This is a genomic window from Polaribacter staleyi, assembly GCF_038024045.1.
Taxonomy (GTDB): domain Bacteria; phylum Bacteroidota; class Bacteroidia; order Flavobacteriales; family Flavobacteriaceae; genus Polaribacter; species Polaribacter butkevichii.
In genome coordinates this window covers 2477206-2500919 of sequence record NZ_CP150665.1, presented here as the reverse complement: position 1 = coordinate 2500919, position 23714 = coordinate 2477206, and the positions used below count along the sequence as shown (strand labels likewise).

Below are 23714 nucleotides of genomic sequence, written 5' to 3'. Positions count from 1 at the left end.
CTTTGTGTTTTTTTTCGTTTAGTTTTTTCTGCGTTCAGTTTTGTTTCCATCCAGTTTTGTCATTTCGACCTTTTTGGGAGAAATCACATAAAGTTTGGAAGGTGTTGTGTTATCACTGTTATGAGATTTCTCAATACTTCGAAATGACAAATTGAACGTGTTATTGTATGTTTTTATTACACCCAGTTTTGTCATTTCCGCTTAAGAAGTCTTTTGAATAATACATATTGTCAGTTCGAGTGAAATTTCTTTTTCAGAAATTTTGTATCGAGAACATTTCAATTAAAAAAAAAACTATTCTTTGATAATCTTTCTATATAAGTTTCCAGAATCTGTAAAAACTTTAATAAAATAAATACCAGCACTTAGTTCATTAAGGTTTATCTGTTTGCTGTTAGATTTTAGTACTTCTTTTCCAAAAGCATTAAAAAGTAGTGCATTTTTAAACGTACTGTTTTCTGATGTCTCAATCGTTAAAAAATGACTTACTGGGTTTGGATACAAAGTAATATTTTCTGATAAAAAATTATTGTTTTCTAAGCCTAAGGTTGTAGTACTATTTCTAGAAATTAAGTGATAATCTGGGTCAAAATCAATAGAACTTACAGAGAAATTTACATTTTCTATAAATATTTCTCCATTTGTTAAGTTGTTTAGAACCAAATCTAAAACTTCTCCGTTTGTTCCATTTAAGCGTATTGGAACATTGGCTTCAAAGAAAGAAACAGAAGGATCACTCTGCGCTTGGTTTAACTGTATGCTTATGGTGTTTGTTGTTGGTTGATGCCAATTTATGTTGTAAGTTGGATATCCTTGGTTGTACACCCAATCGTTAAAAAACTCGTTTAAATCTAGGCTACTCGCAGTTTCTAAATGTGTTATTAAATCGGGTGTTTTAGCGTAACCATAGGCCAAATTAGGATCGGTTATGTAGTTTTTTACACCTTTAAAAAAGTTAATATCTCCTAATTTTTTACGCAACATGTGTAAAACCATGGCACCTTTATTATAGGTTAATCTACTATTAAAAATTCTGCTAACACTTGTGGTGTCAGTGTCAGAAAGGTAAACCGCTCCACTTGTAGATGAGGTTACCGAGTTTATGGTAGTATTTCTCCAATTTTTAAAAGAAGCATCACCATCTAAATGTTCTATTGTTAAACCAGATAAGTAGGTTGCAAAACCTTCATTTAACCAAATATCTTTCCAACTACCACAAGTAACTTTATTACCAAACCATTGGTGTGCTAGTTCATGGGCAATTAACCCTCTACTAAAATTTCCCATAAAAGAAACCGTTGTGTGTTCCATTCCTCCGCCCCAACCAAACTGAGCATGCCCGTATTTTTCATTTTTGTAAGGATAATCGCCAAACAAATCGATAAAATTTTTCATAATATCAACTGTAACTCCTGTATTACTTTGTGCATACGCTATGTTTTCTGGGTACACATAATTCACAATCGGAAAGTTGTTGTCATTATGAGAAACTTGATGAGAATACGTAGTGTAATCTGTAACTGCAATGGCAATTAAATAAGCCGGAATAGGATATTGATGTTTAAAATGAGTGGTTTTAAGTCCTAAGGCAGTTGTTGTGCCTTGCTCTAATCCGTTAGAAACGGAAACATATTGTTCCGGTGCTGTAATGTACACGTCAATAGTGTCTATTTTATCATTTAAATCTTGTTTACAAGGCCACCAACCTAAAGCTCCATAAGGCTCAGAAAGTGTCCAAAGAACCGGCGTATTTGCTTCTCCATGTGTATTTACTTCAAAAGAACCAAAACCATTACTTGTTGGGTTTCCGTTGTATTCTATGGTTACCGATGCCGCGTTTCCTTGGTTTAAGGTGTTTAGAAGTGTAATAACTAATTCGTCATTTGCATTTTGAGTAAATAAAACTGAATTATTATTTTGAGTAACAGAGGTTACCGTCATATTATCATCTAAATCGAAAGTAACGGTAGATAATTGATCTAAAGCGGTAAAAGTTGTGGTTACCTTACCCGAAATAGCTGCCACAGCAGGATTTACTGTAAACTCTAATTTATGGTAAGTAATATTGTAATTTGAGGTGTTTGGGTTTGCTTTAAACTGAATTTTTGTTGCCGCAGATTTAGCTTCAGTTTCTGCAATTGCTATGATTTCTTGAGCAGTTGTACTGGAAATATAGATAAAAATAAGGAAAAAAAGTACAATATGGCGAATCATTACTCAGTGGATTAGAATTTAAAAGTACTGTTTAAAATGTAAAATAAAAAATATAGGTGTTAAAGTAGTTCTTTCTTTTTTTAGAATGTACCTATCTTTGCAACATGTTAGAAGATAAAAATACACAAAAAACGTCCTTGGCCGAACTAGGTGAGTTTGGTTTAATCAATCATATTACACAATATTTTAAAGTGCAAAATGCATCTACAATAAAAGCTGTTGGAGATGATGCTGCCGTTTTAGATGCTTCGGATAAACAAACTCTAGTAACCACAGATTTGTTGATAGAAGGTGTACATTTCGATTTAAGTTATATGCCGCTAAAACATTTAGGTTACAAAGCGGTTATGGTAAACTTATCTGATGTGTATGCAATGAATGGAGTTGCAGAACAAGTTACCGTTTCTATTGCGGTTTCTAACAGGTTTCCGTTAGAAGCTATAGAAGAATTGTATGCAGGTATTCAGTTGGCTTGTGAAACCTATAAAGTAGATTTAATTGGTGGAGACACTACTTCATCTACCAAAGGAATCTTAATTTCTGTTACCGCAATTGGTAAGGCAGAAACAGCCGATGTTGTGTATAGAGATGGCGCAAAAGAAACCGATTTAATTGTGGTTTCTGGAGATTTAGGTGCGGCTTATTTAGGTTTGCAAGTTTTAGAAAGAGAGAAACAAGTTTTTAAAGTAGACCCTAATAATCAGCCAGATTTAGATAGCTATACTTATTTAATTGAACGTCAATTAAAGCCAGAAGCACGTAGAGATATTGCTGGCTTATTAAAAGAATTGGAAGTAAAACCAACTTCTATGATTGATATTTCTGATGGACTTTCATCAGAACTTTTTCATATTTGTACGCAAAGTAAAGTAGGCTGTAAGGTGTATGAAGATAAATTACCTTTAGATCCGCAGGTAATTTCTGCTTGTGAAGAGTTTGAATTAGATTCTACCATGGTTGCTTTAAGCGGAGGTGAAGATTACGAACTGTTATTTACAGTGCCTATTGCAGATTTCGATAAAATAAAAGGAAATCCTAATTTTTCTATTATTGGTCATATTACTGCAGAAAACCAAGGGTTAAATTTGGTAACAAGAGCAGAACAAGAAATTGAATTGAAAGCACAGGGTTGGAATGCTTTGAAAAGTAGTAAATAATGAAGCCTGCGTTACTAATAATTGATATGCAAAAAGCTTTTCTTGAAGGTTATTGTAAATCTTCAATGGAAACGGTATCTCCAATAATTAATGAAGCGATTCATTGTTTTAAAGAGCAAGGATATCCAATTATATTAGTTCAGGATGTAAATGAAAAAGAAGGAGCTATTCCTGGTAAAAAAGGCTTTGATGTTATTGCTTGTTTAGACTGGAACAAAGTAGATTATACTATACATAAAAGCAGTTTAAACTGCTTTTATAATACAGATTGTAATGATATTTTACAAAAAGAAAATATTGATACCGTATTTCTATCAGGATTTTGTGCAGATTATTGTGTGCTTGCTTCTTATAAAGGTGCTTTAGATAATGGCTATACAGCCTCAATTTTAAGAGAAGGTATTGCTGCAGGAGCACAAAAAGATATAGATAAAGTGGTAGTAAATAATAATACAATATCTATTTCATTATTAAAAGAAATGGTTTGTACTAAATAATTGTAGACTCGTTTTTTTAGAAATACAACTTTAAAAAAAAACATCAAAAGTAATTTCTAATATTAGAATTGTCTACACGACCAATAATTTCAAAAATTCTATTTTTATGAACTTTCCCTAATTTATTTGTTGTAATAAGTTAGATCAATAATAGTAGAAGTTTATTTTGAGTTTGGTTTAGTTTAAAATTCTTTTTCTAAATCTTTCGGAATAATCCATTTTCAATGTAGTTTTTTGTTAAACGGATTGTTAACCACAATTAATACTTTTATTTAATTTTATCTTGTTCAATCAAATTAGCCAGACTCTGATTGAATGAGGATAATTTGTTCCCTAAAATTGAAAAGAAATCTAAGTCAGCATTTTCAACCGCTGTTAATGCTTTTTGCAAAACATCTGTACCTTTAACTGTCAATGTAACCACCTTAGCTCTTGTGTCAGTTTGGTGTTCTTGTCTGTTGATAAAATTCTTTTTTTCCAAAGTTCTTAAAACTTTGGAAACCATCATTCTATCTGCATTACTTTGGTTAGCAATATCAACTTGGGTAACAACATTTTTCTTTTTTGAAAGCCAACCTAAGGCAGCTAATAAGACAAACTGTGTCTGTGTTAAATCTAAAGGGTCTAAAACTATTTTTAGTTTGCGTTGCCATAACATAGTTACTTGTCCCAGTAAATAACCTGGACTATCATTTGGACTTTTAAATTGAAATTCGATTTCTTTCATTTTAAAGGGAAGGTTGTAAGAGGGTTATAGTGTAGTTGTCTGGGTCTTTTACAATCAAAGTTTTTCCAAATGGAGTGTTGTTGATTGTGCCTAAAATAGCAACTTCTTTCGCTATAAGGTCTGTTTGTAAATCTTCAATAGTACTGTCTATAGCAAACCAAAGTTGAACACCATTACCCAGTTCTTTACCATCTAGGTTCTCCATAGGTGTTCTTATAGCAAAACTTGCTTCTCCTTTATTGTATTTAAAAACATAAGCATACGGATTAGACATTTCAGATAATTCAAACCCTAATTTATTTGTATAGAAGTCTTTTGATACTTCTAAATCTCTTACTTGAAGAGATGCAAATTCTAATTTTCTCATTTCTTTTTTTTAGTTGCTGCAAATATAGTATTCGTGACAACTATATGCAAGTAATTTTACTTTTATTATTTTTGATTGCTATACGTTGTAACAAGTTTTTTTGGAAGTTTATTTAGAGAGAGATTTATGTATGGAAACAGCAAATTTTAGCGGGTTAACACTGATACTAAATTCTACATATATGTTTTAAACTAGTTTTCATCTTTTATTCTATTATTATTCAAGTTCTACACACTTAAAATTCAAACTTTCCAATAATTCAACAACTTTTATTTCTAAATAATTTATGTCTTCTATTCGTAAAATTTTGTCACAATCTTCAAGATCAAAATTCCATTTAGATTTACTGAGCAATTCATCAAGATAAGGTTTTAATAATTCTATTTCGGCTTTCCTTTTTACGCTTGTTTTAAAAATAGATACCATTATTAAGCTGATTTTATAGGTTGCTTAAAATTTTCTTGTCAATATAAAATGTACCAAAAGGAATGAAACAAGCTAAAATAACCTTCCAAGTTGTTTTTCTAAATTTCCAGTTTTGTTCAACACCAACACTTAATGTGTTTATGAGAAAAAACAGAAATATTGCTCCGTGTATAGGTCCTAATAATTTTGTTAAATTTGGATTATAAAAATAATATTTCATTGGTACAGCAATAAATACAAGAACCAATAGTGAAATACCTTCTAGGAAGCCAATAATTCTAAGCCTGCCAATTTTTGTTTTAAGTAAGTTTTTCATAATTATCTAAAATAAGGTCTGTTTGCGATTGGGGAAAAGGGCCAAGGAATTGCTATAAAAATAATTAATATAGCAATTGAAAACCAAATTAACATTGTTTTGAATTTTTCCTTGTCCTTTAATTTTCGCTTTGTCAAAGAAGAGCCAACTGTCAATAGTACAATTGCTAATAACATTAGGAATATGTGTATTAAGCTAAAAAATGTTGTGTCAACGTTCTTAATAGATTTATCAAAGTTTGCCCAAAAGTATTTTATGATTGGACTTTGGGTATAGAGTATAATACCTAATATAAGTTGAATGTGAGCTATTGTTGCAGTCCAATGCCTAGTAAGATTATCTAGTTTAGAAAATTGAAAATTTTGGAAATACCCTCTATAAGCTCTGTAAATTGAATAAATAATACTTATTAGGACAAGCCAACGTACAATAGAATGGAAAAATATTAGTGTTTGGTACATCAGTATTTTATTAAATAATGATGCAAAGATAATAAAAACATACTGATTGGTATGTTTTTATTTAAAGGTTATTAATTAAGATTACTTAAATAACTTTTAAGTTCTTCTAAATAAGAATTATAACAATCGTTATTATTGGATATTTTTCCAAAATTTCTGATTCCCCAATAACTTGATATTATAAAATAGGCAACTTGTTTTGGGTTTATATTGCTACGAACTTTACCATCCTCAATTCCTTTTTTTATGTTGTTCTCAATAGATGTTTGCCATTCAACAATTAATTCTTTAAGAGCTTTTGTAAATTCGGAATTCCATGGGGTCATTTCTTGTGATAAATTACCTGCTGGACATCCATATTCAAGTTTTAAGAAATTATTTTCTAATAACAGAGATTTTGTCATTAAATAAATTTCCTCAATTGGGTTTTCTGTATTTTGTAAGGGGAAAATAACAGATTTTTGCATTATAGGTTTAACAATTTCGTTGATAATAGCAATGCCCATTTCATCTTTTGTTTTAAAATGGTAGTAAAAAGCTCCTTTAGTAACTTTTGTTGTTGCTATAATCTCGTCAATGCTGGTAGTTTGGTAACCTTTCTTATAAATTAACTCAAATGCTTTCTCAAGAATATTATGTCGGGTATTTGATGCTTTTGTCATAAAAGATACTAATTAGTAGGATTTGAAAAGTAATCAAAAAAAACAAGTTGAAGAAGTTATTTAATTATGGATGTTTGTTTTGGATTACAGATAATAGTTAAGTTATTATTACAGCGTTAAGAACTCTAAACTTTGCTTTGAGTACCAAAAGGAATATTAACAATAAACCTTCTAATATTTGTTTTTTATTCATAATGTAACTTAATAATATCATTCTCAAATTAGTTTTTATCCAACCTAGCTTTGCTGAAAATTTTATTTCCACATCCCGTTTGATTCTGTTAAAACGATGGGAGTTTTATCTGTAATTAATATTGTTTGTTCATGTTGTGTTACATATCCACCTCTGTTTCCTACTAAAGTCCAACCATCATTCAACCCAACAGCAACAGTTGATTTTGTTGAAATGAAAGTTTCTATTGCTACGGTAGTATTTTTTTTAAATCGTTCTCTGTTACTTTTAACTCTGTAGTTTAAAATATTTTCAGGTTCTTCGTGCAAACTTCTACCAACTCCGTGACCAGCCAAGTTTTTAATGACTTTAAATCCAGACTTTTTTGCTTCGGTTTCTATTAAATATCCAATTTCAGAAATTTTTACTCCACCTTTAATATTGTTTATGGCTTTGCGTAAAATGTTTTTAGAAGCATCTACAAGGGGTTGGTGGTTATGAATGTCTTTTCCAAGTACAAAAGAACCTCCATTATCTGACCAAAAACCATTTAATTCTGCTGATACATCAATATTAATTAAATCTCCTTCTTTTAATATTTTTTTTTCTGATGGTATTCCGTGAGCAGCTTCTTTATTTACACTTATACAAGAGTAACCAGGAAATCCATAAGTTTCATAAGGAGCAGATTTAGCACCATAACTTTTTAAAATAGCTCCTCCATATTCATCTAGTTCTTTAGTTGACATTCCAACTTTAGCATATTCTATCATTAATTTTAGTGTAGTTCCAACAACTTCACTAATTTTTTTCATTCCGATTAGTTCGGATTCTTTTGTTATTGACATTTTTATTATGGTTTAAGCTTAGTATAGGGTAGAAAATCGGTAAGATTTTTAGGCACGAACTAAGCTGAAGTTTTTTGTTTTATTTATAATTATTTAAAGTTAAATCAACTAGGTTTGGTAATTTAGTAAATATAAACAAAACCTTGATTAAGAAACAAGCCTTGATTGATTTTAGACAGTGTTGTGTATAGTTATTTATTGATATAAACTGAATTCAAGAATAAATTTAATTTATATTTTGCTTTTCGTTTTGTCTAATTAATTTAGCACACCCTTGTAATTTTTGATTATTCCATTTAACTATAATGGTTTTACCTGAATCATTTCCAGCCATATCTAAACAACTTTCATTTTTATACATTATGGTTATTATTTCTTTATTAGAATCATTACCTTTAAAAAAGATATCTGTGTTTTCTTTTTCAGAGATATTGTTTTCTAAAATAAGATTTCCAGTTGTCTTTTTTTCTCCTAGCATGGTCATTAGTACGAAAGTGTAATCCTTCCCATTTTTATTAGATATAGTTATATTCCAATTTGGCTCAAAACCACTTCCGTTTATTTGACTTATACCAGTATTTTTAATATTTTTATCTTTACAAGAAAATATTGTGATTAATAATAATGTTAAAATTAAAATATTTTTTTTCATTTCTATGTATTTTTTTAATTGTGTTTAACTAAAATGATAAGGTGGTTTTTAATTCACTTTATCAGAAGTTAAACGAAGTTAGTTATTTTTTTATGAAAATAAAGTTTGATTTTTTACAAATAAGTATAGTAGAATATCTAAAATTGTTTTTAATTAAGGAAAAGTAAAAGAGTCTATGAGTATCTTAACTTTAAGACCTTAAAGAAATATTTATTTCAACAAAAAAATACATAAAAAAAAGGCGAAAATTTTCGCCTTTTTTGCTTCTTATAAAATACGAGTTGATACTCGTTAAAAACTACTCTTCACTTGGCTTTGTACCTGCGCCAACAGTTGCTTGTTTAAACCATACTTCTGCATAGCATCCATTTGCATATTGTTTTGCAATATCACCATTATAGGTTTCTGAGCCGGTATGCCAAACGATATTGTCTTTTGGGTCTTTACCGTTTGTTTGGTTGTAGGCACCTTGCTTAAAGTTTTGTAGTTCTCCTGCATAGCCATTTTCTTGTTCTACACCATCACGCCCAATTGCTGCGTACAGTGTTAAAATTTGTTGAGGAATATCTGACTTTTTAGAAAAGTCTGATTTGATTAAGCTCTTTGTAAACTTTTTAGTTTTGTGACCTTCGCTTTTAAAAGTAAGATACATTACGCCGTTAAATACGTTTATTGTATAACTGAATTCTTCGCCTAAGGCAATACCATTTTCTGGTTCTTCTGGGTAAGAAGTAGGAGTGTCTCCAACTACAGACATATCATATCCCCAAACTGCTGTAGAATAATCCCACCTTTTAGCGTTATCACCTTTGGTGTTAATTTCATAATTCCAAAAAATAGACCCTTTTTTGTGTCCCGGAAATTTTTTGTAAAATATTTTTAAAGGTTCATTTTCATGTCCGCCATTTCCATGTATTTGTCCAATAACTACCGAATAAGAAGCGGCAACTCTTGCATCACCAGAGGTGGAAACGTGCATTACTTTTCCGGTACCTGTTAACTTACCTCCAACTTCAGTTAACCATTTTTTATTTTGTCCTAGTTCTGTTCTTGTATTGCTAGAGGTTCTAGAAGTAATTCCAGAATTAGGTGTTTTATAAACTACCCAATCTGTTTTTCCATCATTAGCAACATAAAAAAAGTCTTTATGTTCTTTGTTTGTTAAGTTTTTAATTTTCTTTCCATCTCCACAAAGAATATTCCATTGGTCCATAAACGGAATAACATCACTTGGATATGTTATTGATGTAGCTTCCTTTTTAACAGTCGGTTTTTTGGGTGTGTTAGAACAACTGCTAAGTAATAAAGCAACTCCAATCAAAAAAAATGGTTGTATGAATGCTTTTGTGAGTTTTATATTCATTTTGTTTGTTTTTTATAAATAAAATAAGGTGTTCAATTTCCTAAAAGTTACTTTCTTCTGCCATTTTTACAACGCCAACAGTTAGTATTAAATTAGCAAATCTACGCTGTTCTCCTGTTTGAATAATTAAAGTGGTGTTTGGGTCTCTAATTTTGTCGTAGAAAGCCCAACGTTCCATTTCATCCCAAGTTACATTTCCAAGTAGTTTTTTATAAGCATCATGTATTTCTGCATTTGCTTCGGCAGGTTTTTCCATAACGATTGCTCCTTGTACAGGGCAAACTTCTAAGATGCCTTCTAGTACGGTAAGTGCATCTAACAATCCTGGTTTAAAATTAAGATGAACCGTTGTAGAGTTAGGACCTGTCATGGCGCCAACAGGTAAATTACCGTCTGCAATAACCACTTGCGCAAAATGACCAGAACGCGCAAGTGTTTCCATAATTGTTGGGTGTATAATCGGAGTTTTTAGCATAAAATTATATTTTAAAAAATTATGAATTACATATTATAAACACCTCCATTAATATCTAGGGTAGCTCCGGTAATAAAACCATCGTATTCTGATGCTAAATACAAAACTGCTCTTGCTACGTCTGCTGCATTACCTGCTCTTTGAATTGGTATACCTGCTGTTGTTGCAGCTGCAGATTCTTTTGTTGTGTGTGTGTTATGAAACGAAGTACCTAAAATTAAACCTGGGGCAACAGCGTTTACTCTAGTTCCTTGAGGACCTAATTCTGTAGATAATGCTCTTGTAAATGTTAAAATAGCTCCTTTACTTGTAGCGTAGACCAATGATCCTGGATGACCACCTTTACGCCCCGCAAGTGATGCCAAATTAACAATACTACTAGTGTTGTTCTTTGCTAAATGTGGCGCTGCTGCTTTTGTTACAAACATCATAGAGGTCATGTTAATGTCCATAACCTTGTGCCAAAATTCAGCTTCCATTTCGTTTAGCATTTTACGAGCAACAAGTGAGCCTGCGTTGTTAATAAGGATGTCTAAACTTCCAAACGCGGCTATCGTTTTTTCTACTATTGTAATTGCATCGGTTTCTTTTGTTAAATCACCAGCAATAGCAATTGCTTTTACTCCTTTACTAGTTGCATCTGCTACTAATTGATTGGCTGTATCTGAACTCGAAAAATAATGGATAGCTACATTGGCTCCACTATCTATAAAATGTTTGGTAATAGATTCTCCAATTCCTTGTGCTCCAGCAGTTATAAGTACGTTTTTACCTGCTAATTTATGATTGATTTTCATGATGTTTCTGTGTCTATAAGGTGTTTTGTTTTTAAAAAGTGTAATGCTATATTGTAGCTAAGTTTTACTGTTTTGCTTGTTTTTTGTACAAGAAATCATTTTTAGCAAAATAACCATCGTTAGAATAAGCATCATCACTTATGGTAATGTTGGCTGTTTTAAACCAAACTTCTGTATAATTTCCGTCTGCGTATTGTTTTTGAATGTCTCCTCCATGAGTTTCTGCACCAGAACACCAGTTTTTATTTATCTCAGGAGATTTTCCGTTTGTTTGGTTGTAGTTTCCTAGTTTAAAGAAACAACCTTCACCAGTATATGCTTCTGGACGTTCTACTCCGTCTTGACCAATGGGTACAAATAATTTTTGAGTTTGCTCAGGAATATCTGCCTTTGTTGTGTATTCTGAAACGATTATGTTTTTTGTAAATGTTTTCGTTTCATGTCCTTCACTTGTAAAAGTTAAGGTCATAATACCATCTTTAATATCTATTTCATAACTAAATTCTTCGTCTAAAGCAATTCCGTCTTTCGGCTCTTCTGGATATGTGCTTACATCGCTACCTACAACAGATAAATCATATCCCCAAACAGCTGTAGAAAAATCCCATCTTCCAGCATTGTCATCACCAGCGGTGTTAATTTCGTAATCCCAAAAAACAGAACCTTTGGTATGACCAGGAAATTTTTTGTAAAATATTTTTAATGGCTCATTCTCTAAACCATCGGCACTATGAATTTGACCTACAACAACCGAGTAAGATGCTGCTACACGAGCATCGCCAGTTACAGATACATTCTTTACTTTTAAAGTTGCTTTTAAATTGGCATCGGTTTTAGGCGTCCATTTTTTAGATTGTGCTAATTCTGTTCTTGTATTGTTAGAGGTTCCGTGTGTATGTCCGGCATTTGGCGTTTTAAAAACAACCCAATTTTCATTACCTTCATTTGCAGTAAAAAAGAAGTCTTTATGCTCAAAATTATTTGCAACTCCAGCGTTAGATCCATCACCTAAAATTAATTTCCAATGATCAAAAAACGGAATTACGTCACTTGCGTAAACGGTTTTTTCTGTTTCTTTTTTTTCTTCCTTTTTAGCGGTTTTAGAACAACTGTTAAGGGTTAGAAAAACGCCAAGAATTAGGCATGCAGCTACCGATGTTATTTTATTATTTTTCATTTTTTTATAATTTAGGTTTAATTGTTTCTTCGTTTTCTATGTGTTTTGATAATTTAAAAAAGTGATCATTCATCATCTTTGAAGCAAGTTCTACGTCTTTAGCCGCTATTGCTAAATAAATATCTTCGTGTTTTTTAATTTCAGAAATTACTTTATCACCTTCACATACAGTTGCTCTATCGTAAGTAATTAAAATAGGTGGCGTTATTAAAAGCATTAGAGAAACCATTGTACTGTTTTGGCTAGCCTTTGCAATTGCTAAGTGAAACAATAAGTCTTCTTCTAGATAATCGTCTCCAATAGTAATTTTTTCTTTAAAAGCATTTAAAGTGTCTTTTATTCGTTTTAAATCTACCTCTGTTCTTCTTTCTGCCGCTAATCTTACGGTCTTTAATTCTAATGAGATTCTGGTTTCTACTAATTCATTAAAAGTAGGTGCATCTAGCGCTATTATTTCTTCTACCATGCCATTAAACCCAGTTAACCCTATGGCTAGAATAGTACCACTCTGAGACATGGATTTTAAGATTCCGTAAAACTCTAGCTTTCTTATGGCTTCTCTAATATGGTTTCTTTTTACATTAAATTTTTCTGACATCATTCTCTCAGAAGGCAATTTATCTCCACGCTCTAAATTTTTAGCGTTAATTAAATCACGAATTTTACAGATCACATCATTCTGTACAATTCTGTTAGAATTTTCATTTATTAAACTTATTTTCACTTTAATTGATTGTTTTAATTGATGATATTCCCTTTTTTAAATACATTTAGAAACCGCTTTTAGTTGTTTAAAAGTAATTTAAAAGTGCCAATATGCCGTTGTAAGAAATTACTAGAGAAAAGAATAAGGCAGCAAACAAACCAATGTATACACCTAAAGTTGTCTTATAGTCTTTCATTACTTTTTTGCTACTTAACATTAATATAATTCCGAGGATTACAATGGGTAATACAAAGACATTAAATACTTGCGATAAAATTTGAATTTCTATAGGATTTGCACCAAATGCTGGCCCAATTAATGCAACTAAACAAGCAATAGCAGTGATGATTCTAAACTGACGCGAATTGGTATCTAACTCGCCAGATTGATAATCTGCAATTAATAAAGGCGCAATTAATAAACAAGGAAAAATTGATGACAAACCTGCGCTTAAAGCACCAAAAAAGAAAATAGAAACCGCCCATTTACCTGCCACAGGTTCTAAAGTATTTGCCATATCTAATACTTGTGTAACTTCTTTACCTTGGTAAAACAAAGCTCCTGCAGCCACTGCCATGATAACACCACTAATAATAAAGATTAAAATAGCCGCAGTTATAGAATCTTTTTTTTGTTGATCTAAGTTTTTAATAGTCCAACCTTTTCCTTTTACAAATAATGGTCTCGATAAGAATGTTGCCGATGCCATAGTGGTACCTACAAAGGCGGCCACCAACATTTTACCACCAACAACGTTTGGTATGGTTGGTATTAATCCTTTTACAACATCTAATGGTAAAGGTTGTACAAAACATAGTGATAATATAAACGAGAATCCCATTAAGGTTACAAATATGACAAGTATTTTCTCGAAGAAAGTATACTTACCCACCAACATTAATAAGTAAAAAGTAACAATTATTATAATGGCAGTTATTAATACGGTTTCGTATTTATAAGCGGCTAAACCTTCAAAATTTACGGCAAGTATTTCAAAAATAATATAGGCAGAAATACCTAAAATTCCCATTAAGGAATTCCATTGACCAAACGTAATACCCACAATAACTAAAATGGCTAAAACTTTACCATATTTTAAATGTTTTTTAAATCCGTAAAGGGCAGTTTCTCCTGTTAGTAAAGCGTAATTTCCGTAAGCAAACATTAAAATTCCAGAGAAAATACAACTTAACAATAACACCCATAATAATTGCATGTTAAATTTACTACCTGCAACAATCATAGAAGTTACACTACCAGTGCCAATGGTATATCCAATGGCGAAAATCCCAGGGCCAAATCCTAAAATAACTGCTATTATTTTTTTTAGAAATGACTTTTTATTTTGGGTTGTTGTCATAGTTAATTGTTTTTTATTTAGTTAATTATTCCACTCTGTATGATAGAATTTATTAGAATTGTCATTAATTCTTTGATAGGTGTGCGCTCCAAAATAATCGCGTTGTGCTTGTATTAAATTTGCTGATGAATTTGCAACCGCAAAACTGTTTAAGAAATTAATAGATTCGCTAAAATTAGGAATTGCTAATTCGTTTAAAACACCCCCAGAAACCACTTTTTTAATACTTGGTTTTAATGATTTTATCTTTTGAATTACACCTTCATCAGTCAATAAATTATCGGTTGATTTAAATACGGTAACCAATTCTACCATTAAATCAGACTTAATGATGCAACCATTTGTCCAAATTCTAGCCAATTCGCTTAAGTTTAAATCCCAATTGTAACTTTTAGAAGCCTCTTGAATTAATTTTAATCCTTGGTAATGATTTATAATTCTTGCAAATTGATATCCTTCTAAAATATCATCCGTAGTTAAGTTTAAATTTTGTGTAGTATTTTCTTTAAAGCTTTCACTAGCATTCACACGTTCCTCTTTATAAAAAGAAGTGTATCTCGCAAACAATGCAGAAGCAATCATGGTACTAGGCACTCCTAATTCTGCAGTGGCTATAGTGGTCCAGTTTCCTGTTCCTTTATTGCCTGCTTTGTCCATTATTTTATGAACTAACCAATCATCACCTTCTTTTTTTCTTAGGATGTCTATCGTTATTTCTAACAAATAACTGTTGGTAGTTGCTTTCCATGATTCTAAAATATTAGCTATTTCATCTGGGCTTTTACCTAATCCCTTTAACATTACAAACACTTCTGCTAATAATTCCATTTCTACATACTCAATTCCGTTGTGCACCATTTTCACAAAATGACCACTTCCTTCGGTTCCTATATGTATGCAACAAGGTAAGTTGTTTACGTCTTTAGCGGCAATGGTTTCTAAAAAAGGTTGTACCTCTTTGTAAACTTCTTTAGTACACCCAGGCATAATAGAAGGACCTTTTAATGCACCTTCTTCTCCACCAGAAACTCCGGCACCAACAAAATGGATGTTTTTAGATTTTAAATAATCAAAACGTTCTTTTGTTTTGTTGTAGTTAGAATTACCACCATCTATTAAAATATCTCCAGCATCTAAAAACGGCAAAAGATCTTCTATAACATCATCTACAATTTTACCAGCATTTACCATTAACATGATTTTTCTGGGTTTTTCTAGAGAATTTACAAATGCTTCTATATTATCAAAAGGAAGACTTGTTGACAATTCTTTAAATTCATTTTTAAAGTTTTTTGCAACATCTTCTTCTGTGTCTTTAATGTGTCTGTTAAATAGAGATATGTTAAACCCTTTATTTGCTAGGTTTCTACTAAGGCTTTTACCCATAACCCCTAATCCGAATAAACCAAATTCTGACTTTTTTAAGATTTCCTTACTAATCATTTCTACTATATTATTTGGTGTTAAATTTATATTTATATCAATGGCGTTTTTGGGAGTTTCTAAAATATCGAATTGAGATTTTAACAAATCAGAACTCATAAAATGCCCTTTACGATTGTTTACTCTTTCTTTTATTTGCTCGAAAGAACCATTTAGAAAAACCCATTTTGCATTTTCTTTTATTTTTGCATTTAAAATATCGCGATATTTTTCTTTTAAAGCAGAACAAACAATAATACAACCGCCTTTTTTTAATTGCTCTTTGGCAAGTTTATTTAAGGTTTGTAACCAACCCAATCTGTCATTATCATTTAATGCCTCTCCTTTAGACATTTTTAAAATATTTTCTTCGGGATGAAAATCATCTCCATCAAAAAACGGAATGTTTAATTTTTCTGATAGCAAGTTTCCTATGGTGCTTTTACCAACCCCAGAAACTCCCATAATAAAGATAATTGTTGATTTTTTTTGAAGCATAATTTTGGTTAACCAGTTTGGGTACCCAAATATATGTTTTTTAAATTTAAAAAAGTGCTTAAGAATCAGATTATTATAAAATTTATAAGAATTTGATCTTTAACGGATTAAAAAAGAGGGGTGTTTTGTACGTGTTTTCGCTTTCTTTTCGAAGAGATAAAATAGTTAAAGAAATATTACTTTTAACTGTTGATGAATTTCTGTTTCTAGTTATTTAAATTCAGGGAATTGAAAGGTAGATTTAGGGTTAAGAACTGTGTAAGAAATAAAGTTGAGGTATTGTAGGGAAGGATTAAAACAAAAAGAGTGAAAATTTTAAAATTTTCACTCTTTTTGTTTTTTTAAAGGTTTTTTTAAAGGTTTTTTTAAAGGTTTTTTTAAAGGTTTTTTTAAAGGTTTTTTTAAAGGTGTTTGGTTATTGGCGTGTTTAAACCATTAATTATACACGGCTTAAGTTACTTTTGATTTATTTTTTATAATAGTGTATTAGCTTGTACGTTGGGTAGATTTCACATTTTTAATGCCAATATTTGCGTCAACAGATTGAGAATCATCAACGATTTGTAATAAGAATAGTCCGAGGAATAATGAGCATTTAATGCTTTATAATTTAGGTTTTGTGTTTTTTATAAAGCGAATGCTTTTTATTATTCTGTGTGTAGAAAATTAATAGATGCTTTAAATTTTAGTTTTCTTTTGGTTTGTAAATAACAATTACTTGAATTAGAATTGCAAGAAAAATCAATATATAAATTTCTATTTTTGTAAAAAGCTCTACCGAATCAATGGCTTTTTCACTTAAAAACATTTGTCTTTTACCTTCATCTAACTGAATTTTTGACAAATCATTAAGATTTAATTTTACTACCGAAATATGATTGATTAAAGGTGTTTTATCAGCAAACTTAGACTGGATGAAATTGGTTTCTGAGCTTTTTAATATTTCTAAATTATTTTTATAATCACTAAATATTTTTTTCTCTTGTAGGGTTAGATTTGTTTGTTCAAACAGCTTAACAAAATCTTGAATATCTTGGCTAACTTTTTTATTTCTGTTTGAAAAAAATACGGAATCTGAGTCAACAACAGCCAACTCTTTTTCTTGTACCGAGTTAGACATTTTAAAGATTAAATCTTTTGCAATAAGTCTATCTTTATAAATTGCAACAACAGAATTTTTAACTCTAGAAAAATTGTTTCTATCAATAAGATTTGTTGCAATAATTAAAATAAAAACCATTAAAATACCAAGAACCCATTTTACTTTGTTGAAGAATACCATAGTTTATTATAAAAATTAATACCTATCAAATTTAAATAAAATGAAAACTATTAACAAAAAAAAGTGATAACTGCTTGTAATTCTACAATAGACGAAATTAACTTATTAACTAAATAATCTAGTTTCTATACCAATAATAAACATTAGTATTTTAACTTTAATGCTTCTCTTTTAGATGCATCTGTTAATTTCTTTTGTTTCCAATAAGGTTCATTACTGCTTGCTTTTAATGTAGCAGTTGTAATCAATCCGGTTCCATTATCTTCTGACCAACCTAAGATCTTGTAAGGAAAGTCTTTTTCTACATCAATAGAAATTGTTCTATCAATATTTAAGTATTTTATTAGATAACTTAAAGTGTTGTCTGTTGTTGTTTTACTGATGACTGCTTTTTTTACGTCCATTTTTTTGTAGTTAAAACGACTGTAAATGGTAGACGGAATTAAATCTATTTTTCCTTCTGGTAATTGCCCTTTGTTAATACGAATTCTGGTCATTAAATCTTCTTCTAAAAAGGCTTTTTTTATTGTGTTTTCTTCGTCTCCGTCAGATTCAAAATAAGAAAATTGTTTAAAATGATATGCGTTATCACCCAGATTTAATTGTGTAAAAGTATGTCCGCACCATTCTTGTATACTTGTAGATGCTTTTAGCGTAAACGGATATTTCTTAGCGTTGATGGGTGTAAAAGTAGAGGTGATGATAGAATAATCATAAATACCTGTATGAAACTTACGTACCTGGTTTAATTTCATTACAGAAACGTTATCGTTTCCTGCCTTTTTGGGGTAGTCTAATTTAACTTGTTTTGTTACAGAAAAAGGTTCTGTAACAAAAACTAAAACAACTTCACCATCGCGAATTTCACCATATCTAGCTTGTTTTAAAGCATAGCTACTTAATTCTGCTTTACCAGAATACCAATATCTATGAAATGCATCGTTTATAGAAAGTGCGTTGTTTTCTTTATTTACAGTTACCTGAGCAGTTTTATTGGTTTGTCCGGATTGGCAACTGATAAAAGAAAAAAGAAATAGGTAAAAAAGTGTTATTTTGATATTCATATATTTTCGATTTACTAATTATCTTATAAAACTATTAAGTGGTTTTATAGCAGAAGTTAAAAAAAGTAAGTCGTTTTTTATAAATAAGTTTACAAAACGAGTTTATAGTTCCTTTTTTTCACTTAAAACCTTTAATAGGTATTCATTTTGTTTTTCTAGAAGCTCATTGGTTTTGTTCATTAACTCAATGTTTTTAGGAGTAACAACGGCTTTGTTTTTTGGGTCGTCTGCTTTCTTTTTCATGGTATTCATTGCTTTTACAACAATAAAAACAGTAAATGCAATAATTAAAAAATCGATGCCTGCTTCAAATAGTTTACCATAACCAATGGCAATTTCATCAACAGTAATTTTTTCTTTAACAAGTACAGCTTCTCTTAATATAATTTTTTTGTTTTCCCACTTTGTACCATCCGTTATAAACGCTAATGGAGGCATTAAAACTTCTTTTACTAAGGTACTAACTACTTTATTAAAAGCAGCGCCAATAATAACACCAATAGCAATATCTATCATGTTTCCTTTTACGGCAAACTCTTTAAATTCTTCTAATAATTTAAATTTCATCACTTATTTTTTTACAAAACCATCAAATTACAACCTCTAATATCAGAATTGTCAAAACGACCAATAATTTCAAAGGTTCCGTTTTTGTGCACCTTGCCTAAATCTTGCGTAGCAATAAAAGAGCAAGAATTATAATTGGCCAAATCTATTACATTAATTCCGCCTGTTTTTCCCACTTGTTGAATGGTTAAGGCATCTTCTGTATCTCTAGTAAGAATCTGCATCCAAGGAGGCGTATCAAAAATACCGTTTCCGTTAGAATATCCTTGGCTCAATAATTCGGTCATTCCGTATTCTGAGTGAATTTTATCAACATTAAAACCATTCTTTAAAAGTTGATGTAATTCTTCTCTAACCAATTCTTTTCTTCTCCCTTTCATACCACCAGTTTCCATAATAATGGTGTTTTTTAGGTTGAATTGTAGCATTTCTACTAAATCTAACAAAGCAAAAGAAACACCAATTAAAAGTACTTTTTGTCCTTTTTGGTCTAAATTTGTTAGTTTTTTGGCTAATTCTTCTATATTATTGAGGTAAAATCCGCTTTCTGAGTTTTTAGATTTCTTAATTAAATCATCTACCATATAGACTAAAGAAGAACCTTTTCTTTCTAAATAATTTGGTAATAACGCCAAAACTACATAATCTTCTATATTGCCATAAAAATGAGCAAATCCTTTTAAATAACTTTCCTCGTAAAGCTTAATATCTGTTACATAATGGTTGCTTGTTACGCTACCTGTAGTACCAGAGCTGGTAAACGTTTCTTCAATCTCTTTGGTAGAAGAAAGTACTTTTCTACTCTTAAAAAACTGAATGGGTAAAAACGGAATTTCTTCCACCTTTGTAACGTCTGAAGGATGAATGTATAATAAGTCGCAAAAAGATCGGTACACTTTATTATTTTTAAATTGATGTTTAAAAACAGATAAAGCAACTTGCTTAAATTCTTCTTGATTTTGGATGTTAAAAATTGTGTTTTCCATATACGTTGCAAAAATAACATTATTAGACGCAACCTTTTTAAAAATTCTGCATCTTGTAAGAAAAGAACTAGATAATGAGATTAAAAAGTATAATTCTATTGTTTTTTGTGTTGATGGTTTCTTGTGAAAAGAATGATTTTGGGTTCAATAATAAAACACTTGTAATTGCATCAGAAAAAGTAGATTGTGTGGGTATTTCTCCTCAAAAATGTTTTTTAGTAAGAGAAGTAGATAAACAAGATTGGAACTTTTTTTATGATTCAATAGACGGTTTTACATATGAAGCAGGTTTCGAATATGAAATTTTAATTTCTGAAAAAGAACTAGAAAATCCGCCACAAGACGCATCATCAATAGAATATAAATTGATACGTATTATTTCTAAGATAGAAAAAACATCAGAAAATTTACCCAATTAAAAACAGCTAAAAATGAATTTTAAAAACCTTTTCTTTTTATTCCTTGTTACTGTGTTTTTTTCTTGCGAAAAAAATGATATCGCTGTAAATGCAGATAATTTATTGTTAGGAACTTGGGTAGATCCTGTTTATAATGATGAAACGACCACTTTTAAAAGAGCCAATACTTTACCGAGTGATGCGTATGGAATTTCGTTTACCGAAAACGGTAATTTGGTAGAGCGAACTTCTGGTTGGTGTGGCACACCGCCTTTATCTTATTTTAATATTGAAGGAACTTTTATACAAGAAAGTACACTTATCAGTATTTCTACACAAAGCTATCCCACAAATTATGCATGGAGAATAATATCGCTTACCGAAAATGAATTGGTGGTAAAAAGAGAGCTTACAGCACAAGAAATTGAGCACAGAAATTTAATGGATTTATTTAATGAAATTCAAGAGTTGTCTTACAGTGTTTCTTGTTCAGACGTTAGTAATTGGTTGTTTACAGCCTATGGAGCAAAAGCCTGTGGAGGTGCGCAAGGTTATATTGCGTATTCAGCTACAATTGATACTACTTCTTTTCTAAATAAGATCGAAATATATACACAAGCAGAAAAAGAGTTTAATGTTAAATGGGGCATAATTTCAGACTGTTCTATAACTAAAGCACCAATTTCTGTAGTATGCCAAAACGGATATCCAACACTTAAATATTAACTTAATTACACAAAAAAATGAAAAAAACTGCCTTACTTTTATTTGGATTACTTGTCTTTTATTCTTGTTTAAATAATGATAATGATACACCAAATTACACCTTTGAGTATTTATCAATAGATGAAGCTGTAGTGCCTGCAAGTTTTACTTTAGGAGAAATAGATACAATTACAGTAAAGTATTCTTTACCAAATAGTTGTTATGCTTTTGATCAAATTTATTACCAACCTAAAGATACTACAAGAGTTGTTGCGGTTACTGCAATTGTAAATTTAGATGAAAACTGTACAGAAGCTATTGTACAAGAAGAAAAAAAGATTGCTGTAAAAGCAACACAAGAAGAAGACTATGTTTTTAAATTTTTTAAAGGAAAAGATAGTGATGGTGAAAATATTTTTGAGGAAGTAATAGTTCCTGTAAATTAGAGCCATCAAACTAGAAGAACTCATAAAGGAATGCTGCAAGCAAAATATAGCAGCGCAAGCAGAGGTTTATCAGATTTTTTCTGATAAACTCTTTGCTGTTTGTTTAAAATATTCAAGAAATTATCAAGACGCAGAAGATAGTTTACAAGATAGTTTTATGACTATTTTTAGTAAAATTGAACAATATAAAAATAAAGGTTCTTTTGAGGGGTGGTTAAAACGGATTACCATACACACCGTTTTACAAAAGTATCGAAAGAAATCTCCTTTACAGTTTGTAAAAGAAGTTTCTGAAGAATTAGAAGAAGAGGAACTTAGTTTAGAAACAAATAATTTTAGTATTGATGTTTTGTTGAGGTGTATTCAGCAACTGCCAGATAAGTATCGATTAATATTTAACTTATATGTTTTAGATAATTATTCTCATAAAGAGATTGCAGAAATGTTGCAAATTTCTGTGGGTACCTCAAAATCAAATTTGTCTAGAGCTAGAAAAATTTTGAGAGATCAGTTAGAAATTCATCAAAATAAACAACAGAAAATACTCATAAATGAAACAGAATAATTTAGATAAATTGTTTCAAGAGCAACTTGATAATTTGGAGGCAACTCCAAATAAAAGAGTATGGAACAATATTGAGTCTAAACTTAAAAAGAAGAAGAGGCGTGTAGTACCTTTTTGGTGGTTTGCAAGTGGCATTGCAGCAATGTTGCTTTTAGGATTGTTTTTATTTCCTTTTTCTGATGATAAAACGGATGTTATTAAAACGGATTCGAAAATTATAATAACTGAAAGCCCAAAAAAGGAATTAGAGATAATGGATAACTCTAAAGTAGATGCTGTAATTAAAAAAGAAACAAGGAAAGAAGAAATGTTTGTTGTTGATAAAAAATTAAATGCTAGCTCAATAAAACCTAAAAGAAACACTAGTAAAAATACCGAGAATAAAAACAATTTAGTTAGCACAAAAAACGCTATGAAAAAGAATTTTTTAGCTGATAAATTTACAAAGATAACAGAAGGTTCTGTAAAGAATAAGCAGATTATTCTCGATGAAAACAATGTAGTGATTGCCGAAAATAAGAATACAGGTATTGAAAAAAAAGTTACACAAATAGATAAAGAATCCCCTAAAAATAAAGTTGATTTAAATAAATTTATAGAAAAAAAGGATAGCGTTTTTTCTGTAAAATCATTAAAAAAGAAATGGTCTATTGCACCTGTTTTTGCGGTGTTAAAATCTAATTCTTTTTCAAGCGGTTCGCCTATAAACGAGCACTTATCTAACTCTACAAAAGGTAAAAGTTCTTTTTCTTATGGCTTTAAAATAGGATATCAAATTACTGAAAGGTGGAGCATTCAATCTGGAGTTCATTTACAAGAAATGGGTTTTAAAAACAACCAAGTAACGGCCGTTCCTTCAATTTCAAAAAGTTCGTTACCAGTTGTATTTAATAATGGAGATTCTTTTTCTTTTAATGAAATGGTTACTCAAAATTCAGATTTGGTGAGTAATTCATCATTAGATAGAACTAGTTTACATGGAGATTTAAATCAAAATTATGGATACATAGAGATTCCTGTAGAGGTAAAATATAATTTTTTAAATACTAAAAAGTTTAATACACAGTTGGTTATGGGGTTTAGTTCTTTGTTTTTAAATAAAAATGCCGTAAACTTTAGCACTTCCATTATCTCTACATCAGGTAAATCTAATAATTTAAACAACATTAATTTTAGTGGAAACTTAGGTTTCGATTTTAATTATTCTTTAAATAAAAAGTGGTCTTTAAACTTAAATCCAATGTTTAAAGCACAGTTGCACACTTTTAGTCAAGATGTTAATGGTTTTTCCCCTTTTAATTTAGGGGTATATTCCGGTATTAAATATAAATTTTAAATAATATCTTTAATTAGATTCGTTTAACGAGTTTTATTGTTCGTTAATCGAAAAATAAAGTATAAAAC

26 protein-coding genes are annotated in these 23714 nt (G+C 30.4%); 7 read left to right on the top strand and 19 right to left on the bottom strand.

The genetic code is table 11. From position 1 onward, the window contains the following. Positions 1-294 precede the first annotated feature (294 nt). Complete coding sequence (locus tag WHD07_RS10715; protein ID WP_343328384.1) at positions 295-2214, bottom strand: M1 family aminopeptidase; 1920 nt, start codon at positions 2212-2214, stop codon at positions 295-297. A gap of 104 nt (positions 2215-2318) precedes the next feature. On the opposite strand from WHD07_RS10715, the gene thiL reads away from it, so the two are divergent. Together thiL and WHD07_RS10705 are read left to right on the top strand one after the other, a co-directional pair. Continuing rightward, on the top strand, positions 2319-3371 hold the full coding sequence (gene thiL / locus WHD07_RS10710; RefSeq protein WP_343328383.1) for a thiamine-phosphate kinase: 1053 nt from the start codon (positions 2319-2321) through the stop codon (positions 3369-3371). Next, positions 3371-3868, top strand: a complete 498-nt coding sequence (locus tag WHD07_RS10705; protein ID WP_343328382.1) for an isochorismatase family cysteine hydrolase — start codon at positions 3371-3373, stop codon at positions 3866-3868. Before thiL ends, WHD07_RS10705 begins: the two co-directional genes overlap by 1 nt. A gap of 268 nt (positions 3869-4136) precedes the next feature. On the opposite strand, the gene WHD07_RS10700 is transcribed toward WHD07_RS10705, so the two are convergent. From WHD07_RS10700 to WHD07_RS10615, 18 genes are all read right to left on the bottom strand, one after another. Then, positions 4137-4595, bottom strand: a complete 459-nt coding sequence (locus WHD07_RS10700) for a MarR family winged helix-turn-helix transcriptional regulator (protein WP_343328381.1) — start codon at positions 4593-4595, stop codon at positions 4137-4139. A 1-nt stretch (position 4596) separates the two neighbouring features. Further along, positions 4597-4962, bottom strand: coding sequence for a VOC family protein (locus WHD07_RS10695; protein ID WP_343328380.1), 366 nt, complete (start codon positions 4960-4962; stop codon positions 4597-4599). Positions 4963-5178: 216 nt separating this feature from the next. After that, on the bottom strand, positions 5179-5388 hold the full coding sequence (locus WHD07_RS10690; protein ID WP_343328379.1) for a hypothetical protein: 210 nt from the start codon (positions 5386-5388) through the stop codon (positions 5179-5181). A 13-nt stretch (positions 5389-5401) separates the two neighbouring features. Beyond that, positions 5402-5704 (bottom strand): DUF3817 domain-containing protein, encoded by a 303-nt coding sequence (locus WHD07_RS10685; RefSeq protein WP_343328378.1) that lies wholly within the window; start codon positions 5702-5704, stop codon positions 5402-5404. Positions 5705-6236: 532 nt separating this feature from the next. Beyond that, positions 6237-6827 (bottom strand): TetR/AcrR family transcriptional regulator, encoded by a 591-nt coding sequence (locus WHD07_RS10680; protein WP_343328377.1) that lies wholly within the window; start codon positions 6825-6827, stop codon positions 6237-6239. 255 nt (positions 6828-7082) lie between these two features. After that, positions 7083-7847: a type I methionyl aminopeptidase gene (map, locus tag WHD07_RS10675; RefSeq protein ID WP_343328376.1), complete on the bottom strand. Its 765-nt coding sequence runs from the start codon at positions 7845-7847 to the stop codon at positions 7083-7085. Positions 7848-8073: 226 nt separating this feature from the next. Next, positions 8074-8499, bottom strand: coding sequence for a hypothetical protein (locus WHD07_RS10670; protein WP_343328375.1), 426 nt, complete (start codon positions 8497-8499; stop codon positions 8074-8076). A gap of 298 nt (positions 8500-8797) precedes the next feature. Continuing rightward, positions 8798-9862, bottom strand: a complete 1065-nt coding sequence (locus WHD07_RS10665) for a polysaccharide lyase family 7 protein (RefSeq protein ID WP_343328374.1) — start codon at positions 9860-9862, stop codon at positions 8798-8800. A gap of 40 nt (positions 9863-9902) precedes the next feature. Further along, on the bottom strand, positions 9903-10337 hold the full coding sequence (locus WHD07_RS10660; protein ID WP_343328373.1) for an RbsD/FucU family protein: 435 nt from the start codon (positions 10335-10337) through the stop codon (positions 9903-9905). Positions 10338-10363: 26 nt separating this feature from the next. Further along, a complete protein-coding gene (locus WHD07_RS10655) occupies positions 10364-11134 on the bottom strand; it encodes an SDR family NAD(P)-dependent oxidoreductase (RefSeq protein ID WP_105049803.1) in 771 nt (256 codons plus the stop codon). Positions 11135-11198: 64 nt separating this feature from the next. After that, a complete protein-coding gene (locus WHD07_RS10650; RefSeq protein WP_343328372.1) occupies positions 11199-12311 on the bottom strand; it encodes a polysaccharide lyase family 7 protein in 1113 nt (370 codons plus the stop codon). 4 nt (positions 12312-12315) lie between these two features. Further along, a complete protein-coding gene (locus WHD07_RS10645) occupies positions 12316-13035 on the bottom strand; it encodes a FadR/GntR family transcriptional regulator (RefSeq protein WP_105049805.1) in 720 nt (239 codons plus the stop codon). Between the two features lie 67 nt (positions 13036-13102). Then, the gene (locus tag WHD07_RS10640; protein ID WP_343328371.1) at positions 13103-14377 is read right to left on the bottom strand and encodes a divalent metal cation transporter; all 1275 of its coding nucleotides are present in this window, start codon (positions 14375-14377) and stop codon (positions 13103-13105) included. Between the two features lie 21 nt (positions 14378-14398). Further along, complete coding sequence (gene gndA / locus WHD07_RS10635; protein ID WP_343328370.1) at positions 14399-16297, bottom strand: NADP-dependent phosphogluconate dehydrogenase; 1899 nt, start codon at positions 16295-16297, stop codon at positions 14399-14401. Between the two features lie 685 nt (positions 16298-16982). Beyond that, positions 16983-17579, bottom strand: coding sequence for an MCP four helix bundle domain-containing protein (locus WHD07_RS10630; RefSeq protein ID WP_343328369.1), 597 nt, complete (start codon positions 17577-17579; stop codon positions 16983-16985). A gap of 143 nt (positions 17580-17722) precedes the next feature. After that, the gene (locus WHD07_RS10625) at positions 17723-18643 is read right to left on the bottom strand and encodes a septum formation inhibitor Maf (protein ID WP_343328368.1); all 921 of its coding nucleotides are present in this window, start codon (positions 18641-18643) and stop codon (positions 17723-17725) included. A 102-nt stretch (positions 18644-18745) separates the two neighbouring features. Beyond that, positions 18746-19210, bottom strand: a complete 465-nt coding sequence (gene mscL / locus WHD07_RS10620) for a large conductance mechanosensitive channel protein MscL (protein ID WP_343328367.1) — start codon at positions 19208-19210, stop codon at positions 18746-18748. Between the two features lie 11 nt (positions 19211-19221). Next, complete coding sequence (locus WHD07_RS10615) at positions 19222-20196, bottom strand: acyl transferase (RefSeq protein ID WP_343328366.1); 975 nt, start codon at positions 20194-20196, stop codon at positions 19222-19224. Between the two features lie 74 nt (positions 20197-20270). On the opposite strand from WHD07_RS10615, the gene WHD07_RS10610 reads away from it, so the two are divergent. The 5 genes from WHD07_RS10610 to WHD07_RS10590 are packed head-to-tail and all read left to right on the top strand — an operon-like array spanning position 20271 to position 23646. Next, complete coding sequence (locus tag WHD07_RS10610; RefSeq protein ID WP_343328365.1) at positions 20271-20615, top strand: DUF4377 domain-containing protein; 345 nt, start codon at positions 20271-20273, stop codon at positions 20613-20615. A 12-nt stretch (positions 20616-20627) separates the two neighbouring features. Then, on the top strand, positions 20628-21320 hold the full coding sequence (locus WHD07_RS10605) for a hypothetical protein (RefSeq protein WP_343328364.1): 693 nt from the start codon (positions 20628-20630) through the stop codon (positions 21318-21320). Positions 21321-21337: 17 nt separating this feature from the next. Then, positions 21338-21745 carry a hypothetical protein gene (locus tag WHD07_RS10600; protein WP_343328363.1) on the top strand — a complete coding sequence of 136 codons (408 nt, stop codon included), beginning with the start codon at positions 21338-21340 and terminating at the stop codon, positions 21743-21745. Then, entirely contained in the window at positions 21741-22310 is a 570-nt protein-coding gene (locus WHD07_RS10595) for an RNA polymerase sigma factor (protein ID WP_343331001.1), read from the top strand. The genes WHD07_RS10600 and WHD07_RS10595 overlap by 5 nt, the downstream gene beginning before the upstream one ends. Continuing rightward, positions 22297-23646 (top strand): hypothetical protein, encoded by a 1350-nt coding sequence (locus WHD07_RS10590; RefSeq protein WP_343328362.1) that lies wholly within the window; start codon positions 22297-22299, stop codon positions 23644-23646. The genes WHD07_RS10595 and WHD07_RS10590 overlap by 14 nt, the downstream gene beginning before the upstream one ends. Positions 23647-23714: the final 68 nt, after the last annotated feature.

Coding starts and splice junctions, on each gene's coding strand:
- WHD07_RS10715 (WP_343328384.1), bottom strand. CDS start 2,214: ATGATTCGCCATATTGTACTTTTTTTCCTTATTTTTATCTATATTTCC.
- thiL (WP_343328383.1), top strand. CDS start 2,319: ATGTTAGAAGATAAAAATACACAAAAAACGTCCTTGGCCGAACTAGGT.
- WHD07_RS10705 (WP_343328382.1), top strand. CDS start 3,371: ATGAAGCCTGCGTTACTAATAATTGATATGCAAAAAGCTTTTCTTGAA.
- WHD07_RS10700 (WP_343328381.1), bottom strand. CDS start 4,595: ATGAAAGAAATCGAATTTCAATTTAAAAGTCCAAATGATAGTCCAGGT.
- WHD07_RS10695 (WP_343328380.1), bottom strand. CDS start 4,962: ATGAGAAAATTAGAATTTGCATCTCTTCAAGTAAGAGATTTAGAAGTA.
- WHD07_RS10690 (WP_343328379.1), bottom strand. CDS start 5,388: ATGGTATCTATTTTTAAAACAAGCGTAAAAAGGAAAGCCGAAATAGAA.
- WHD07_RS10685 (WP_343328378.1), bottom strand. CDS start 5,704: ATGAAAAACTTACTTAAAACAAAAATTGGCAGGCTTAGAATTATTGGC.
- WHD07_RS10680 (WP_343328377.1), bottom strand. CDS start 6,827: ATGACAAAAGCATCAAATACCCGACATAATATTCTTGAGAAAGCATTT.
- map (WP_343328376.1), bottom strand. CDS start 7,847: ATGTCAATAACAAAAGAATCCGAACTAATCGGAATGAAAAAAATTAGT.
- WHD07_RS10670 (WP_343328375.1), bottom strand. CDS start 8,499: ATGAAAAAAAATATTTTAATTTTAACATTATTATTAATCACAATATTT.
- WHD07_RS10665 (WP_343328374.1), bottom strand. CDS start 9,862: ATGAATATAAAACTCACAAAAGCATTCATACAACCATTTTTTTTGATT.
- WHD07_RS10660 (WP_343328373.1), bottom strand. CDS start 10,337: ATGCTAAAAACTCCGATTATACACCCAACAATTATGGAAACACTTGCG.
- WHD07_RS10655 (WP_105049803.1), bottom strand. CDS start 11,134: ATGAAAATCAATCATAAATTAGCAGGTAAAAACGTACTTATAACTGCT.
- WHD07_RS10650 (WP_343328372.1), bottom strand. CDS start 12,311: ATGAAAAATAATAAAATAACATCGGTAGCTGCATGCCTAATTCTTGGC.
- WHD07_RS10640 (WP_343328371.1), bottom strand. CDS start 14,377: ATGACAACAACCCAAAATAAAAAGTCATTTCTAAAAAAAATAATAGCA.
- gndA (WP_343328370.1), bottom strand. CDS start 16,297: ATGCTTCAAAAAAAATCAACAATTATCTTTATTATGGGAGTTTCTGGG.
- WHD07_RS10630 (WP_343328369.1), bottom strand. CDS start 17,579: ATGGTATTCTTCAACAAAGTAAAATGGGTTCTTGGTATTTTAATGGTT.
- WHD07_RS10625 (WP_343328368.1), bottom strand. CDS start 18,643: ATGAATATCAAAATAACACTTTTTTACCTATTTCTTTTTTCTTTTATC.
- mscL (WP_343328367.1), bottom strand. CDS start 19,210: ATGAAATTTAAATTATTAGAAGAATTTAAAGAGTTTGCCGTAAAAGGA.
- WHD07_RS10615 (WP_343328366.1), bottom strand. CDS start 20,196: ATGGAAAACACAATTTTTAACATCCAAAATCAAGAAGAATTTAAGCAA.
- WHD07_RS10610 (WP_343328365.1), top strand. CDS start 20,271: ATGAGATTAAAAAGTATAATTCTATTGTTTTTTGTGTTGATGGTTTCT.
- WHD07_RS10605 (WP_343328364.1), top strand. CDS start 20,628: ATGAATTTTAAAAACCTTTTCTTTTTATTCCTTGTTACTGTGTTTTTT.
- WHD07_RS10600 (WP_343328363.1), top strand. CDS start 21,338: ATGAAAAAAACTGCCTTACTTTTATTTGGATTACTTGTCTTTTATTCT.
- WHD07_RS10590 (WP_343328362.1), top strand. CDS start 22,297: ATGAAACAGAATAATTTAGATAAATTGTTTCAAGAGCAACTTGATAAT.